This window comes from Novosphingobium sp. GW821-FHT09E05 (genome assembly GCF_059416165.1).
Window position 1 is genome coordinate 181,182 of sequence record NZ_JBWKOQ010000003.1, and the last position, 16,112, is coordinate 197,293.

The window sequence follows — 16,112 nt, forward strand, 5'->3', positions numbered from 1 at the left end:
TTTGCCGTTCGGTCGATCAGGTGTCGCACACCAGCCATAAAACTGGTATAGTCCAAAAATACGACATATTGACTACAGCTTCGCGTCGCCGGGCGCCTGCGGGAATCGCAGCGGCATCGGCGACGCGGCGGAATCCACGAATCCAGAGGAATGACAGCACCAGTGATCGACACGATTTTCAGCCTCATCAAGAAGTTCGCGGACGAGCGGTACGGAGAGGACGTGACCCAGTTGGAGCATGTTCTGCAATGCGCCGAACTCGCAAGGCTCGACGGCGCATCGGACGCCCTGATCGCGGCGGCCCTGCTGCATGACATCGGCCAGTTCATCGACGGTGCCGGTGAAGCGGCTGAAACGCATGGCATAGACGCTCGCCACGAGGTCAGCGGGGCGGTGTTTCTTGCCCACCATTTCCCTCCCGAAGTAACGGAGCCTGTGCGTCTGCATGTGGCCGCGAAACGCTATCTGTGCGCTGTCGAGCCTGGCTATACGGAAACCCTAAGCGGCGCTTCCGTGCTGAGTCTGCGTTTGCAGGGTGGACCCATGAACCTGCAGGAAATCGCCGAATTCGAGAGCGATCCGTCGTTCAAATCCTCGGTCAGGCTGCGTCGCTACGACGATCACGGCAAGCGTCATGACTGGAGCGTGCCTGACTTGGAAAGCTACCGCCAATTGCTTGGGGGGCTGATGACGCACCGCTGAGATTCGTGGGTTGCCAAGCAAAATCGCCCGCCTGATGACAAGGCCGCAATCCGAACTCCCTTCGATCCTGTCACCAGCCTGCAATGTTAAACTGGTGTATACCAGATGCCAAGTGGTCGTCGAGTCGATGACCCCGCCGCGTAGAGGGCAGTCAGTCACGGCTGCCGGCGGATGGCACGGGTATTCTGGGGAGATAACATCATGGGCTTGTCCAAGACTGCGCACGCCTCGCGCGTGCTGCTGAGCATATCGACCGCCTCGCTGGCGCTGATGACGGCGAGCGCCCCTGCGTGGGCGGACGAAGCACCTCCGGCGGACGACATCCTCGTCACCGGCCAGCGCCAGAGCACGGTCGTCGCGATCGAGCGGAAAAAGAATGCCGACAACGTCGTCGACATCATCTCCGCCGACAACCTGGGCAAACTGCCGGATGCCAACGTTGCCGATGCGCTCGCCCGCATCCCGGGTATGTCGGTGATCGTCAACCAGGACACCGGCGAGGGCGAATACGTCGCCATCCGCGGCCTGTCGGGCACCTACAACGCCGTCTACATCAACGGCGTGCGTGTGGCGCAGACCGATCCCAGCAGCCGCGACGTCTCGCTGACGGTGCTGCCGCCCAACGGCCTCGCCGAAATCCGCGTGACCAAGACGCTCACCCCCGACCAGGACGGCGACGGCATCGGCGGCTCGATCGATTTCCGCACCCCCACCGCCTTCGACTTCGAGGATAGCACTATCTTGCGCGTCTACGGCGCCGGCGGCTTCAACCAGCAGGCCCGCAAGGCCGACGAGGATTCGAGCAACTTCCAGGGCCAGGCCGATTTCGGCCAGCGCTTCGCCGACGACCGCTTCGGCATCTTCCTCTCCGCCAACTACGGCGTCAGCCACGGCAACGGCCAGGAAACCGAGAACGACGGCGAGTGGGAGCCCTACAACTGGCGCAAGGACTCCGAGGAGGTCATTGACGAAAGCAACATGCACCTGCCGGGCATCGACCTCGATTACCGGCGCCTGAAGCAGAAGCGCTACGGCGGCAACCTATCGTTCGATTTCCATGGCGACACCACGCAGCTCTACCTGCGCGGCCAGTATTCGCGGCAGGAACAGCGCGGCACCAACGAGGTGACCGATTACCGCAACCGCCCGACCGCGCGGCTGACGCAGGTGAACGAGGACGACACCAGCCTCGCCCAGCCAGAGAGCATGATCACCGGCCAGTTCCAGCGGGACGGCAAGACCTACAACCGCTACGGCTACACCGCCGGCCAGATCGTCGACCGCGACGGAGACGGCGCGATCACCGACCTCGACGCCGGATCGAACGGCTACTGGTCGCTCAACGGGCGGTCGGGGGTGTGGGACCCCAAGCAGTTCCAGTTCGCGCGCAATTTCGGCACGATCGACATGGACCAGACGCTCTACACCATCAACCTGGGCGGCCACAGCGATCTCGACCGTCTGCACCTCGACTACGACGTCAGCTATTCCGGCGGTGACCGCACCTCGCCGCAGGGCTATTCGATCAGCTACAACTGCGACAAGTGCGCCTACCCGCTCAACGCCACCGGCATCGACTGGGTGTCGAGCGATCCTCGCTTCCCCAAGGCCGGCCTGCCCGCCTATGCCGAGTTCGTCGAGAAGGACTCCTCGCTGCTCGCCTTCGACGGCGCCAGCTCGTCGCGCAGCAGGCAGAAGGACGACCGCATCGCCGCCCGCCTCGACCTGAAGTATGATTTCGAAGGCGCGCTCGACTATGTGAAGGTCGGTGCCAAGTACATGCGCTCCAAGCGCGACTACGACTACACCCCGATCTATGACGGCGACCTCGCCGGCACCGCGCTGGACGGTCGCAACCTCGAGCAGTCGGGGCTGGTGGAGAAGGAAGTCACCAGCATCCTTCGCGGCCAGTACTACTACGGCGACGTTCTCAGCCGCTCGCGCGTGGAGGCGGCGATCAAGGCGGCGATGGCCGCCAACCCGATGGACCCGGACGCCACCGAGTTCTTCGCGGATGACAAGCGCAGCACCGAGAAGGTCTACGCCGCCTACGCCCTCGCGCATTTCCAGCTGAGCGATGTGGGAATCATCGCCGGCGCCCGCGTCGAGCGGCGCGAGACCGAGAACGTCTTCTGGTCGGACGACGGCGACGACAGCGGCTTCGACAGCACCAGCAATGGCTACACGATGTTCCTGCCGAGCATCACGGCGATCTGGCGCCCGGCCGACGACAAAGTCCTGCGCGCGGCGGTGTGGACGGGCTACTCGCCGCCGGAATACAGCTATCTCTCGTCCGGGCAGTCGATCACCCGCGATCCTGGCACCAACGAGATCATCGCCATCAGCCGCGGCAATCCTGACCTGAAGCCCGCGAAGTCGATCAACGCCGACCTCTCGCTGGAATACTACCCCGATGCGACCAGCATTTTGTCGGCGGCGGTCTACTACAAGCACATCGACAACTTCATCTTCACCAACGGCAGCCAGGTGAACGCCGACACCCAGAACGGCACCATCGAGATCAGCCAGCCGCAGAACGGCGAGACGGCGGAGATCTACGGCATCGAGCTCAACATGGTGAAGGGCCTGCAGGGGCTCGCGCCGCCGTTCGACGGCTTCGGCATCGAGGGCAACGTGACGGTGCAGAAAAGCTCGGCGGAGACGGGTCTGGACTACCGCCAGGGCAAGTCGATCCGCTTCATCAACGCGCCGCATCTCATGTATAATGCGGCAATTACCTACCAGAAATATGGTATCGAGACGAAGCTGTCGTACAACTATCGGGGTAAGTTCATCGAATCCTTGCGTGACAATGCGGTCGACAAGTGGGTGCGGCCAAACAAGAGCCTCGACTTCCACTTGCGCTACAACTTCACCAGCCACCTGGCGATGGACTTCGATGTCGGCAACGTGCTCAACGACTATAAGTACTATACCTCGAAGGGCGACAATCCCAGCTACATGAAGGATTACATGGAAGCGGGCCGGACGTTCCTGCTGCGTGGCAGCTATCGTTTCTGACCGGCGATCCGGCCGGATGCGCCCGTGTCTTCGGAGGCGGGCGCATCCGCGCATTGACGTTCCGGCGGCCCTGCTGCCATGGGTGGGCAGCGCCGGTCCTCCGGCGTTCCCTCACATGGGCTGACCGATGCGCGCGAAGACCGACATGATGCCCTGGACCCGCACGGCCGGCACCGTGGAGGGGCCGCAGTACCTCGCGCTGCGCGACCAGATCGCGCTCAACATCGAGATGGGCAAGCTGCTCCCCGGCACCCGGCTGCCGTCCGAGCGGCAGTTGCAGACCGGCACGGGAACGGCGCGGGGCACCATCCGCGAGGCACTGTTCCAGCTGGAGGCGGAGGGCCTCATCTACCGCAAGGACCGCAGCGGGTGGTACGTCTCTCCTCCGGCGGTGACCTACGATCCCACCCGCTGGGCCGGGTTCATGGCCTACGTGCGCGAACAGGGCCGCACGCCCGGGACCCAGACGCTGGCGAGGGAAGCCCGGCCCGCGCCGTCTGCCGTCGCCGATATCTTTCGCGTCGCGCCGGGCACGCTGATGCACGTCATCGACCGGCGCCGGACGATCGACGGTCGGCCCGTGCTGGTCGAGCAGATCACCGTGGACCCCGCGCTTGCGCCCGATCTGCTGAGCCATTCGCTGGACGGATCTCTGACCGACATCCTGACCCATACCTACGGCGTGACGGTGGCGCGAAATCGCGTGGACATGCGCCCCTGCGCCCTCGTCAAGGAGGCGGCAGACGGGCTGGGCGTCAAATCCGGCACGCCGGGCCTGCTGGTCGTGCGCACGAGCTTCGATGCGGCGGGGCGGGTCGTCGAGTACGACCAGGAATACTGGCGCCACGACGCAATCCGTATCCACGTCGACCTGAACGTCCGCGCCTGAGGCAGGGCAGGGCCGGTCCCTCCTCAGCGCCAGAAGCGCTTAGCATCCACGAGGGCTTCGTAATCCTCCGCCGCCGCTTCCAGCAACCGGGTGTCGGGACCATGTCCCACCAGCGCCGCCGCATCCGGCTCGCCGGCAAGGCCGAGCCTGGCCAGCAGTTCCGGCGTTCCCGCATGGTCGTTGAGCACACCGAGACGGTCCTGAAGGGCCTCCAGCGCCGACACGAAACGCTTGTGCCGCCTCTTCTCACGCTTCCGATCGTAGAGGGCGGCGAAGAACTCTGTGGCGTAGCGTAGCTTCTTCGCCGCCTTGCGCACCGAGTGACGGGCTTCATCGTCCAGCTTTTCGAGATTGCGGCCGCCCTTCTTGACCTTGCGGCGGAAGCGCCCGAGCGCACCCTCTGCAAAGTCCCGCGCGGGCATCTCGCGGATGTCCACGTTCTGCTCCAGTGACAACCATTGTCCGAGGGCGATCCATTCCACCACGTCCAGCAGCAGCATGCGGGCGCGATCGGACTGCAGCGCGGCGGCGGCGTTGTCGTAGGCGTCCTTCCGCGCGACCTGCAGGCGGGCGTGGATCGTGCCCTCGCCGGCGCGTTCGACCAGGACGTCGATGTCGCGCGCCTTGCCGAGTTCGCCCGCCAGCCAGCGCAGATCGTCATTGAACGGCGCGGAGCGGCCGTCGATCAGCATGTCCTTGTGGATGGCAAGGGCGGAGCGCAACCGCCTCAGCGCCACGCGGGCTTGATGAAGCGCGCCGGGGTCCCGGTTGTCCAGCACCAGGGGCACGTTGAGCCGAAAATGGCGCAGGCAGGCATAGGCGATCGCCTGGAAGGCCGCGGCGGCGGTCATTGCGTGGTCGAGGACGACGGGCTCGGCCTTCGCCCGCGAAACGGCAGGTCCCAGCAACCGATAGCCGCGCTCCGCTTTGCTGAGCACCCCGAGATGGACAGGCGCGGCGGCGTCGATCTGCCTCGCGAGCGCGAAGAGGGCGGCAGGATCGCCGTTCTTGCGCTCCAGCTCGACTTCATGGAGCATCGTCTCGCGATCTCCCGCGATGATGCGGCCACGGTCCAGCGCCACTTCGATGCCCTCGAGGTTCCAGATGCGCCGCTCGTTCTCGACGACGAACAATGGGCCGATCGCTCCAACCTTTTCGCCGAGCAATGCGGGGATCGGCGTCATGTGGTCGATGATCGGCTGGTCGTCCGCGACATCGCGCTCCCATTCCGGGCGGATGAACATGCCGGCGCCGCCGCCGCCGGCCTTGATCGTCTGCACGCGCCGCTCGCCGTTGCGACGGATGCGCAGCGAGAGCCCGACGCGGGCGAGGTCGTGGTTCGGCGTGTCGAAATATAAGGCGTGTTGTGGGACCGTCTGGGCAGTCCGTTCGAGCAGGCCGGATGCTTCCAGCACGTCCGCGCCTTCGGGGGTGAGTTCCAGCTTCAGTTCGACTTCGACCTCGTCTGACGTCATGCGCTATCCCTGGATAATCAATCAAAGATGATAACCCATGAGCGGGCGATTGGTCGCAGCCCTTTGCTATCTCGCGCCGCCAAACACCCAGGTGGTAGCCCCCCTGAGGATCCCGATCGCCTTCGGTGCGCCAATGGCCAAGGTCAGCGCAGGGGTAACACCATGTCCGGTTGTCGTCCGGTACCCCGCAGTTCTACGCGGTCCGCAAAGAAGTCGAGCCGGGCGTAGGACGTGTCTGCGGTATCGAGCATCGCCTTCATGTTGACGTAGTGGACGCCGGCGTGGACGCCGTAGTTGCCCTCGTGGTTATGACCGTCGAGCCAAAGTTTGGTGGCGGGATGGCGCTCGATGAGGGCCATGACCGCGCTTGCGTTCCACAGGTTGTGCGGGTTTTCGGGGAAGACCGGGAAATGGCACAGAATCGCCGCCTTCAGGTGACGGCGGTCCGCTTTGGCGAGTTCGGCGTCGAGCCAGGCAAGCTGTGCGTCACCGAGGCCGCCGTCCCATAGCGGCTTGTCTGCGTAGAGGCTGGCATGCAGTGCCATGCTGCGCTCGCGTTCGAGCGAGCCGGCCGGCCAGGCGTAGCTGCTGAGGTCGTTGCCATCGGTGACGATGAACAGCCAGCCATGGCTTTCGAAGCTGTAATACCGCGCGGGCATGCCGAGCTTCGCCGGCACCTGCGGCTTGCGCGCGTCGTCGACCGCGAATTCGTGGTTGCCGAGCACGAAGTGCCAGGGGTGGCGCAGGCGCCGTGCGACCGGCAGCAGGGCGTCGTAGCTCTCCCAGTCCTTGTCGATGAAATCGCCGAGATGGACGACGAAGGCGAGGCGCTGGCGGTTGAAGTCGGCGATCGCGGCGGAAAGCTTGCGCGGCGTCGTATGATAGAGACGCGGCGGTGCGTCCGGCTCTTCGGCGAACTGCGCGTCGGCGATGGCGCCGATGCTGAAATCGGGTCGCGTGTCCGGCGCGGCCGAGACGGCCGCAGCCGTGCCGGCCAGCAGGGCCAGGAAAATGAGATGACGCACGCCTTGCTCGCTTTTTCAGGGGGAGGGTGGCGCGATCTAATGCATCTCCAAGTCGATTGTCACGCACGCTTCACGCAATGTCCCTAGCAGTCCGGCAGAAACTGCAACGAATCGTCGATCAGGGAAGAACCAGATGAGAGCGCCCGCCCGGAGGCCGGCTCGGTCGTTCCCGGGCGCGCCCATGCCATGAACGACATGACCGCCCTGGTGAGCCGGCGACAGGCCGCCGCCGACGACGCGGCGCTGCGCGACACGCTGCTGCGTTTCGTGTCCGGACGCCTGCACGACCGTGCCGAAGGCGAGGACATCGTCCAGGAAACCTACGTCCGCCTCTACGACTACCGGCGCAAGCGTTCGATCGCCGACGCGGCGGCGTTCTGCTTCGCGGTGGCCCGTAATCTCGTGCACGACCATTTCCGGCGGCTGCGCACGATGCCGCCGGCCGGCGAGCTGTGCGAAGACATCGCCTGCCCGCAGCCGCGTGCGGATGAGATCCTCGACTATCGCCAGCGCGTGGAAATCCTGTCCTCGGCGCTGAGGGTGATGCCGCCGCTGCGCCGGGAGATATTCATGCGCCGCAAGTTCGACGGGGTGCCGGGCGCGACCATCGCCGCTGACCTTGGCATGACCCAGGCCGCCATCGACAAGCACTGCACGCGCGCGCTGGCCGACCTGCGCCACGCGCTCGAGCGGCGCGGCCTTACCGTGTCGGAGCGGACATGAGCCGCCGCGCCGCCCTGATGGACGCCGCCCGCTGGGCGATGCGCGAGGACGATGCGGCGCTGGACGAAGCGCCGCCCGTGGCCGCTGCCGAAGTCCAGGCCGTGCTCGACGATCCGGCGCTGGGCGAAGCTCTGGCCGAACTCGACGGCCTGGGCCGGCTGTCCGACGCGCAGGTTCTGGCGATGCGGCAGGGGCGGCGGCGCGTGCTCGGCGCCGGGCTCGCCTCGGTGCTGGTCGCGCTGGTCGGCATCGGCGGCTGGAACCACGACTGGGCCGGGGTAGCATCGGTGCCGCGCGAGCACTTCGAAACCCGGCGCGGCGAGCAGATGACCATCGAACTGGCCGATGGCTCGAACTTGCAGCTGGGCGGGGCAACCGCGCTCGACGTGGAGGTCGGCGGCGGCCACCGCCTCGTCGAACTCCAGCGGGGCGAGGCCTACTTCGATGTGGCCCACGATGCCGCGCACCCGTTCGAAGTGCGCGCCGGGGACTCCACCACGCGCGTCCTCGGTACCGCCTTCACTCTCAACCGGGACAGCCGCGACGTGAAGTTGGCGGTGTACCGGGGCGCGGTGCGCTTCGGGGGATATCGGCAGGAGGGCAAGGGCATCGTCGTCCCTGCCGGGTGGCGCTCGCGCTTCAGCGGCGGGGTGGCCCAGTCTCCCACGCGCTTCGATGCAGCGCAGCAGGACTGGCGCCGGTCATGGATCGACACCGACGACATGCAGCTGGGCGAGCTTGTCGAAGCGCTGAACCGCCGCCGGGGGCCAGAAATTGCCCCGCCGCCGCCCGAGCTGGCGGCAATCCCGCTGGCAGGCCGCTTCAAGCTCGACGACGCGCAGGGGCTGCTGACCGTCATGGGCGACGTCTACGGTTTCCGAGTCGAGAGCGGGCAGGGACAGCTGCGGCTCGTTCCCACTGAAAGTGACGCAAAACCGCCATCAAACTGACGCTGCAACGCAACAAAATTCTTTTGTCCAGATCCTCGTCGTACCCCGTCTTCCCCCTCGGAGGCGCGTCGCGCTCGAACGGAGGAAAACGATGTTGATACGGGGAATCTCACTTGGCTCCTTGGCCATTGCGCTGGCATTCGGCGCGCCCGGCGCCGCTCATGCAGGCACCGCCAACGCCAGCCTGAACCGCCAGATGCAGTTCGCCATCGCGCCGTCGGACCTCAGGACCGGCATCTCGCAGTTCTCGCAGGCGACCGGGCTGCAGGTCGTGGTGAAGCCCGCGGCCGTCTCCGGCCTGCGGACCGGCGGCGTGCGCGGCGCCCACACGGTGCGCGAGGCGCTCGACCAGCTGCTGCGCGGCACCAACCTCGCGGCGCAGATGCAGGGCGGGATCGCCGTGCTGAAACCGGCAGGCAGCCCCGCGCCGGTTCGCCGGACGACCCCGGTGCAGTATTCCGCCGTCGCGGCCGAAGCCCCGGCGGCGGTGGCCGCCGACTTCGAGCCGGCGTCGGAAGAAATCGTCGTATCGGGCTATCGCCAGAGCATCGCCCAGGCCCAGGAACTCAAGCGCCGCGCGGTCGGTGCCGAGGACGACATCGTCGCCACCGATATCGCCGCCTTTCCCGACCTGAACCTGGCGGAATCGCTCCAGCGCATTCCCGGCATCACGATCACCCGCGACAGCGGCGAAGGCCGCCAGATCGCCCTGCGCGGCCTTGGCGCCGACTTCACCCGCACCCAGCTCAACGGCATGGAAGTGCTGGGCAACACCGCCTCGGGCATGGACAACCGTGGTGGCGTGAGCCGCTCGCGCTCGTTCGACTACAGCCTGTTCGCCTCCGAGCTGTTCAACCGCGTCGCGGTACAGAAGTCCTACTCCGCCGAGCAGGACGAGGGCGGTATCGCCGGCACCGTGCAGCTCTACAGCGCCAAGCCGTTCGACTACGACGGCACGAAGTTCGTCGTCTCGGCCAAGGGCCAGACCAACACCAACACCGACGGCGTGACGCCGCGCGTGGTCGGCCTCGCCTCGGCCCGCTGGGGTGATTTCGGCGCGCTCGTCTCGGTCGCCTACAGCCAGATCCGCAACAACGAATACGGCTACCGCAACTGGGGCTGGGGCCTGACCAAGTACAACGCCGCGAACATCGGCCCGAACATCGACGCCGCCACCCGCCAGCAGCTGCTGAACGGCGTGTGGCAGTCGACCGCGCAGTCGCCCTCCAGCTGGTACACCGACCGCAAGCGCCTCGGCGTCACCTCGGCGCTGCAGTACCACCCCGGCGACAACTTCAAGCTCGACGTCGACCTGCTCTACGGCCGCCTGTCCGACAATCGCGACGACTATGCCCTCGCCACCGCCGGCGCCAACCCGCTGACCGGCACCACGATCGGCGGCACGCAGGTCATCCAGAGCGCGGTGATCGACGATTCCAACACGCTGCGCGCGGCCAGCTACACCGGCATCGACCTGCGTTCCGAGCACCACATCGTCAAGAACCACACCGACTTCTACCAGGGCGTCGCCAACCTTAGCTGGGACGTGACCGACCGCCTGAGCATCCATGCGCTCGGCGGCTTCGAGGAATCGAAGTTCTCGCAGCCGGTGTTCGACAAGGTGTTCATGGAGCTGAAGAACACCGCCTTCAGCTTCGACATGCAGCCGACCATCCCGGCCAACACTTACGGCAAGGACCTGACCGACCCGAACAACTGGGCATTGCAGCGCCTCGACGTGCAGGAAAACAAAGTCACCAGCCGCTACGCCAACGGCAAGCTGGACGCCGCCTACAAGCTGAACGACGCGCTGACATTCAAGACCGGGGCCGAGTACAAGCACTTCGTCAACAGCGGCTACACCTGGGCGAGCAAGGTGTTCCACAACGTGCCCACGGTCACGCAGGTCCCCAACAGCGTCAAGCAGACGGTCCCGGTGGACACGCTGCTCCAGTACATCGTCGGCAACGTCGATGGGGTCTATTCGCTGATCGGCGACAACCGCGACCTGACGTCGGCCAACCTGCAGGCCGGCAGCGACTACCGTGTCGACGAGGAAACCTGGGCCGGCTTCGCGCAGCTCGATCTCGACACCGAAGTGGGCGGCATGCGGCTGCGCGCCAACGCGGGCGTGCGCTACTACTCGACCGACCTGACCTCGTCGGGCCACCTGGCGACCGGGGCCGGCTTCACGCCCGTGTCGATCAGCACCAACAGCAACGGCTGGCTTCCGGCGGCGAACGTGGCGCTCGACGTGGCGCGCGACGTCGTGGTGCGCCTCAGCGCCAGCCGCAACGTCAACCGCCCGGGCCTCGGCGACCTCGCGGCGGCGGGTTCGATCACCACCCGGCCGAACGGGGGCTCGCTCAGCCTCGGCAACCCGTTCCTCAAGCCCTACAAGGCGACCTCGGTCGAAGGATCGGTCGAATGGTACATGGACAGCCACGGCTTCGCCTCGCTCGGGTTCTTCTACAAGAGCATGGACAGCTTCATCACCTCGTCCTCGAAGCAGATGCCCTATGGCGAAACCGGGTTGCCGCTGTCGCTGCTGATCCAGGGGCAGGATGCGAACACGCCTTATGACGTGAGCCAGCCGATCAACGGCCCCGGCGCCGACATCAAGGGCATCGAGGCGGCGTTCCAGCACGACTTCACGTTCCTGCCCGGCGCGCTCAAGAACCTGGGCGTCTCGGCCAACGGCACCTGGTTCGACGGGCACCGCACCGCGTTCTACACCACCGGCGGCGTCACCACCTCGCGCGTGCTGCCGCTCGACAACCTCTCGAAGTGGGCGTTCAACGCGACGATCTACTACGAGAATTCGCTGTGGGGCGTGCGCGTCTCCGACGCTTATCGCAGCCGCTACCTGACGGGCGCCGGAAACGCGCTGGCCAACTCCGGCGGCGGCATCAAGGCGACCAACAACGTCGACTTCCAGGCGCATTACAACGTCCTGCCCGGCGTGCGCCTGATCGCGGAGGGCATCAACCTGACGAACGAGCCGATCCAGCAGTTCGCCAACGTCGATGCGATGCGCCCCGAGGTCTACACCACCAGCGGCCGGACCTTCAGCTTCGGCGTCAGCGCGGAGTTCTGATGCGTGTGCCCGCCCGGCCGTCCGGGCGGGCACCATTCCGGCGTCCCGAAGGGATTTGACCAGGACGGCCCGGCGCCGCGTCGGCAGGCCCTGAAATATCGGCGCCCATCAGGGCCGGCTGCGGCCGGCGCGTTCCACCCTGTCGAGCAAGGCGGCGAGATGGCGCGCGCGTTCGGGCTGAGCTTGCGCCAGGTCCCGCGTCTCACCGGGGTCATTGGCCACGTTGTAGAGTTGGTCGCGGGGTTTGGTGCCGATGGCGTTGCCGTGGAACGCCTGCGGCTCCACGCTGCCGCGAATGAGCTTCCAGCCGCCCGCCCGGATCGCCAGGACCCGCGATCCGCTACTGGCCACGGTCGATCCCGCCGTGACCATGAGCTTGGTGTCCTCGACCACGTAGTCGCGCCCAAGCTCGCTTTGCCCCAGCAGCGGCGCGAGCATGTCGAGGCTGTCCACGGCCGCGTCGTGCGGCAAGCTCTGGCCGACCAGCGCTGCCAGCGAGGCGAGCATGTCGACATGGTCGACGAGCGCCGACGAAACGTGTCCGGGCCGGATGCGTCCGGGCCAGGAAGCGATCATCGGTACCTGCGTGCCGCCTTCGAGGATGCTGTATTTGCCGCTGCTGAAAGGGCCCGAGGGGCGGTGCTTTCCGGCCAGCTCGACGGCCTGGTCGTCGTAGCCGTCGAACAATATCGGCCCGTTGTCGCTGCTGAAGACGACGAGCGTGTCCTTGGCAATGCCGCGTTCCTCGAGGTTGCGCATCAGTTCGCCCACCGTCCAGTCGAGCTGGAGGATGGCGTCCCCGCGCGGCCCCATGCCTGACTTGCCGACGAAGCGCGGGTTGGGCGCCCGCGGGACGTGAGGCTCGTTGACGGCATAATAGAGGAAGAACGGCGCACGCTTTTGCGCGGCGATGAAATCGACCGCCTTGCCGAGCAGCACATCGCTGAGAGTCTCGTCGTCCCATCGAGCCGCCTTCCCGCCGGCCATGTAGCCGATCCGGCTGATGCCGTTGATGATCGTGTTCGAATGTTCGGGATCCGCTCCGTACCGGAGCTGCTCGGGATGCTCGGCGCCGGTCGGCTCGTCACCGACCTTTGCCTTGTAGTCGACGCGGATCGGGTCGGCGGGGTCGAGGTTGGCCACCCGGCGATCGTCGATGAGCACCGTCGGTACCCGGTCGAGCGTGGCGGGCATGAAGAAGGCCCGGTCGAAGCCGATGTCGAGCGGCCCTGGGCCGATCTCGCCGTTCCAGTCGACCTTGCCCTCGCCCAGCCCCAGATGCCACTTGCCGACAAAGCCGGTGGCGTAGCCCGCCCGCTTGAGCATGCCTGGCAGGGTATAACGGCCGGGCCGGATGAGCGCCGGCGCGTCTCCGGGCAAGATCTGGATCCCCGTCGCCCGCCAGGCATAATCGCCGGTCAGCAGCGCGTAGCGCGAGGGGGTACAGGTTGCGGAAGGGGAATGGGCATCGAGGAAACGCGCGCCACTGGCTGCAAGGCGATCAATGTGCGGGGTGTGGATGGTCGCAGAACCATAACAACTGAGATCGCCATAGCCGAGGTCGTCGGCGTAGAGGATGATGATGTTGGGCCGGTCGGTCCGCGCTTTGGCCGCCGCTCCCATGGATATGCAGGCTGCGGCACCGGCGAGCAGGATCCCACGTCGCGTGATGGTCGCTTTCATAGGTCCTCGCCGCTCTTAGATCGACGCGGGCCATATGCGATTTATCATACGCCCGCAATGTCGGCTGCTGCTGTCGGTCGCCGGCATCCCGCTCAACGCGGCGGGACTGCTGACCCGCGATCCGCCGCGCGGGGTGGTCGCCGCCGAGGGGCCGCTCATGCCTGCGTGCCCACTGGCGCGCTCATGACCAGCACCATCATGATGCGGGTCGAGCGGATCGCACTGTCGAGCGCGCTGGCCGGACCGGCCCCGCAGTCGATGCAGTTGCGGCGCGGCATGGAACCATCGATGAGGCCGATCAGCATCGCCTCGTCGCGGGTAAGCTCGCGCCCGGTGCCGGTGGCGATCGGGCGGTACAGCGCGTTTTCGCACAGCGCCATGAAGCTGTCGAAGGCGGGCACCAGCATCTCCCAGTGCCGGATCGACAGCAGCCGGTAGAGCCGCGCCTGCGAGGGCAGGCCCCGGTCGCGCGCCGCGCGCCAGCGCCGCGCCACGGCGGTGACGAGGGCGTCGGCGCGGGGCCGCAGGGCGGGGGCTATCGGGCTGTGCATCATCGCGCGCTTCTCCTTGGGATCAGGAAGAACATCGCCGGCCGGGCCGCGAAGGACCCGGGCCGTTGCCGCGCCTTCCGGCGTGATCTCCTTGCGTCATCCCCCTGAACCTGTTGCTAGCCTAAATGAGAACGATTCTCAACAGGAGAAAGCGACCTTGACCTGAATATTACGGACGGCCGGCGGCAAAGGCGCCACGATCCGTCCCCCGATGCAGGAACTTCCGGCCCGATCGCAGGCTTATCCGGGGATGGACCATCCGCAGCCCCAACCGCATTCCCGCTGGCCCAGCGTCATCTGGCTGATCCGGCACGGCCAGAGCGCCGGCAACGTCGCGCGCGACGCCGCGCACGAGGGCGGCCTGCACCGCATCGCCCTCGACCACCGCGACGTCGACGTGCCGCTCTCGGCGCTGGGCAGGGACCAGGCGCGCGCGCTCGGCCACTGGTTCGCGGGGGGCGAGGAAGGCCAGCGCCCCGAAGTGATCCTCTCCAGTCCCTACGTCCGCGCGGTGCAGACGGCGGAGCTGTTCCGCGAGGCGGGCGGCTGCCCGGCGGACCTCGGCATCTGCATCGACGAGCGGCTGCGCGAGAAGGAGTTCGGTATCCTCGACGGCCTGACCACGCTCGGCATCCGCGACCTCCAGCCCGACCAGGCGGAGTTTCGCCGGTTGCTCGGCAAGTTCTACCACCGCCCGCCCGGCGGGGAGAGCTGGGTCGACGTCATCTTCCGCCTGCGCGCGCTGCTCGACACGGTGTCGCTGCACTATGCCGGCAAGCGGGTGATGATCGTCGCGCACCAGGTCGTCGTGCTCTGCATGCGCTATGTGCTGGAACAGATGACCGAAGCGCAGATCCTTGGCATCGACGCCGAGGGCGACGTCGCCAACTGCGCGGTCACGCAGTACCGCTTCGATCCCGGCGCCGGCCGCATGGCGCTGGAACGCTACAACGTCGCCGCGCCGATGGAGCGCGAGGGCACCCCGGCCACGCAGGAGCCGGACCAGATGGTCGCCGCGCGTGGCTGACGCCGCCGACCCTGACCTTGCCGATGCGGCCCTCCTTGACGCGACCCTCCTTGACGCGACCCTCCTTGACGCGACCTGGGTCCGGGCGAACCCGCTGCCTCAGCCCGAGGGAGAAGTGGACAAGAATTCGCGCGGGCGGGTGCTCGTGGTCGGCGGCTGCCTCGACGTGCCGGGCGGCGTCCGGCTCACCGCTGAGGCGGCGCTGCGGGCGGGGGCGGGCAAAGTGCGCATCGCCACCGTCGCGCCGGCGGCCGTTGCGATCGGCGTGCTGATCCCCGAAGCGGCGGTGCTGGCGCTGCCGGTGAACGAGGAGGGCGAGATCGACGCGGGGCAGGACCTGCTCTCGAGCCATCTGTCCCGCTGCGACGCGGTCGTGGTCGGACCCGCCATGTCGTGCCGCGAACAGGCCTCGCAGCTTGTCGGCACCATGCTGGCGCAGCCGGACTGGACCGGCGGTCTCGTCGTGGATGCCGCGGCGCTCATGGCGCTCGCGCCCCATGCGCAGCCACTGTGCTCCCGCGCCGCTCCTGCCGTTCTCACGCCCCATATCGGCGAGATGGCGGCGATGCTGGGCTGCGACGCGCAGACTGTCGCGCGCGACCGTCGCGGCGCCGTGCGCGAGGCGGCGCGCCGCTATGGCGCCGTGGTCGTGCTCAAGGGCGGCGCCAGCCTGATCGCCGATCCCCTCGGCGCGTTGTTCGCCTACGGGGAGGGCAATGTGGGCCTCGCCACCGGCGGCTCGGGCGACGTGCTGGCGGGGATCGCGGCGGCGCTGCTGGCGCGCGGCTGCCCGCCGCTCGAAGCGGCGCTCTGGGCGGTGTGGCTCCACGGCGAGGCCGGGCGGCGCTGCGCCGAGACGATCGGGCCGCTGGGCTTCCTCGCCAGCGAACTGCTGGGCCTGATCCCCCAGGCCATGCGCTCGGCGGGCGGGGACTGAGCGAAGGTTGTATGAAGGCGCCGGATGCCGCT

The 16,112-nt window shown here is 67.1% G+C and carries 12 protein-coding genes; 8 read left to right on the forward strand and 4 right to left on the reverse strand.

Going from position 1 to position 16,112, the window contains the following annotated elements; genetic code table 11:
- The first annotated feature begins 162 nt into the window (after positions 1 to 162).
- The 3 genes from AC07M9_RS15275 to AC07M9_RS15285 all read left to right on the forward strand — a co-directional run bounded on the left by AC07M9_RS15275 (position 163) and on the right by AC07M9_RS15285 (position 4,612).
- Complete coding sequence (locus tag AC07M9_RS15275; RefSeq protein WP_494884762.1) at positions 163 to 702, forward strand: HD domain-containing protein; 540 nt, start codon at positions 163 to 165, stop codon at positions 700 to 702.
- 201 nt (positions 703 to 903) lie between these two features.
- Positions 904 to 3,723 (forward strand): TonB-dependent receptor, encoded by a 2,820-nt coding sequence (locus AC07M9_RS15280; protein ID WP_494884763.1) that lies wholly within the window; start codon positions 904 to 906, stop codon positions 3,721 to 3,723.
- A 127-nt stretch (positions 3,724 to 3,850) separates the two neighbouring features.
- Entirely contained in the window at positions 3,851 to 4,612 is a 762-nt protein-coding gene (locus tag AC07M9_RS15285) for a UTRA domain-containing protein (RefSeq protein ID WP_494884764.1), read from the forward strand.
- A 23-nt stretch (positions 4,613 to 4,635) separates the two neighbouring features.
- Here AC07M9_RS15285 and AC07M9_RS15290 read toward each other — a convergent pair whose 3' ends face one another.
- Together AC07M9_RS15290 and AC07M9_RS15295 are read right to left on the reverse strand one after the other, a co-directional pair.
- The gene (locus tag AC07M9_RS15290; RefSeq protein ID WP_494884765.1) at positions 4,636 to 6,087 is read right to left on the reverse strand and encodes a CYTH and CHAD domain-containing protein; all 1,452 of its coding nucleotides are present in this window, start codon (positions 6,085 to 6,087) and stop codon (positions 4,636 to 4,638) included.
- A gap of 143 nt (positions 6,088 to 6,230) precedes the next feature.
- Complete coding sequence (locus tag AC07M9_RS15295; protein WP_494884767.1) at positions 6,231 to 7,112, reverse strand: metallophosphoesterase; 882 nt, start codon at positions 7,110 to 7,112, stop codon at positions 6,231 to 6,233.
- Between the two features lie 186 nt (positions 7,113 to 7,298).
- Between AC07M9_RS15295 and AC07M9_RS15300 the strand changes: the two genes are divergently transcribed.
- The 3 genes from AC07M9_RS15300 (at position 7,299) to AC07M9_RS15310 (ending at position 11,882) form a co-directional block, all read left to right on the forward strand.
- On the forward strand, positions 7,299 to 7,835 hold the full coding sequence (locus AC07M9_RS15300) for an RNA polymerase sigma factor (protein ID WP_494884768.1): 537 nt from the start codon (positions 7,299 to 7,301) through the stop codon (positions 7,833 to 7,835).
- Positions 7,832 to 8,785 (forward strand): FecR family protein, encoded by a 954-nt coding sequence (locus tag AC07M9_RS15305; protein WP_494884769.1) that lies wholly within the window; start codon positions 7,832 to 7,834, stop codon positions 8,783 to 8,785. The genes AC07M9_RS15300 and AC07M9_RS15305 overlap by 4 nt, the downstream gene beginning before the upstream one ends.
- Positions 8,786 to 8,906: 121 nt before the next feature.
- Positions 8,907 to 11,882, forward strand: coding sequence for a TonB-dependent receptor (locus tag AC07M9_RS15310; RefSeq protein ID WP_494884771.1), 2,976 nt, complete (start codon positions 8,907 to 8,909; stop codon positions 11,880 to 11,882).
- Between the two features lie 108 nt (positions 11,883 to 11,990).
- On the opposite strand, the gene AC07M9_RS15315 is transcribed toward AC07M9_RS15310, so the two are convergent.
- Positions 11,991 to 13,565 carry a sulfatase family protein gene (locus AC07M9_RS15315; protein WP_494884772.1) on the reverse strand — a complete coding sequence of 525 codons (1,575 nt, stop codon included), beginning with the start codon at positions 13,563 to 13,565 and terminating at the stop codon, positions 11,991 to 11,993.
- Positions 13,566 to 13,720: 155 nt separating this feature from the next.
- Positions 13,721 to 14,119 carry a hypothetical protein gene (locus tag AC07M9_RS15320; protein WP_494884773.1) on the reverse strand — a complete coding sequence of 133 codons (399 nt, stop codon included), beginning with the start codon at positions 14,117 to 14,119 and terminating at the stop codon, positions 13,721 to 13,723.
- A gap of 247 nt (positions 14,120 to 14,366) precedes the next feature.
- On the opposite strand from AC07M9_RS15320, the gene AC07M9_RS15325 reads away from it, so the two are divergent.
- Complete coding sequence (locus AC07M9_RS15325; protein WP_494884774.1) at positions 14,367 to 15,143, forward strand: histidine phosphatase family protein; 777 nt, start codon at positions 14,367 to 14,369, stop codon at positions 15,141 to 15,143.
- Positions 15,136 to 16,080, forward strand: a complete 945-nt coding sequence (locus AC07M9_RS15330; RefSeq protein ID WP_494884775.1) for an NAD(P)H-hydrate dehydratase — start codon at positions 15,136 to 15,138, stop codon at positions 16,078 to 16,080. Before AC07M9_RS15325 ends, AC07M9_RS15330 begins: the two co-directional genes overlap by 8 nt.
- Positions 16,081 to 16,112: the final 32 nt, after the last annotated feature.

Excerpts from the sequence above, each read along its gene's own strand:
- AC07M9_RS15305 (WP_494884769.1), top strand. The coding sequence starts at position 7,832 with ATGAGCCGCCGCGCCGCCCTGATGGACGCCGCCCGCTGGGCGATGCGC.
- AC07M9_RS15285 (WP_494884764.1), top strand. The coding sequence starts at position 3,851 with ATGCGCGCGAAGACCGACATGATGCCCTGGACCCGCACGGCCGGCACC.
- AC07M9_RS15315 (WP_494884772.1), bottom strand. The coding sequence starts at position 13,565 with ATGAAAGCGACCATCACGCGACGTGGGATCCTGCTCGCCGGTGCCGCA.
- AC07M9_RS15325 (WP_494884774.1), top strand. The coding sequence starts at position 14,367 with ATGGACCATCCGCAGCCCCAACCGCATTCCCGCTGGCCCAGCGTCATC.
- AC07M9_RS15290 (WP_494884765.1), bottom strand. The coding sequence starts at position 6,087 with ATGACGTCAGACGAGGTCGAAGTCGAACTGAAGCTGGAACTCACCCCC.
- AC07M9_RS15320 (WP_494884773.1), bottom strand. The coding sequence starts at position 14,119 with ATGATGCACAGCCCGATAGCCCCCGCCCTGCGGCCCCGCGCCGACGCC.
- AC07M9_RS15280 (WP_494884763.1), top strand. The coding sequence starts at position 904 with ATGGGCTTGTCCAAGACTGCGCACGCCTCGCGCGTGCTGCTGAGCATA.
- AC07M9_RS15300 (WP_494884768.1), top strand. The coding sequence starts at position 7,299 with ATGAACGACATGACCGCCCTGGTGAGCCGGCGACAGGCCGCCGCCGAC.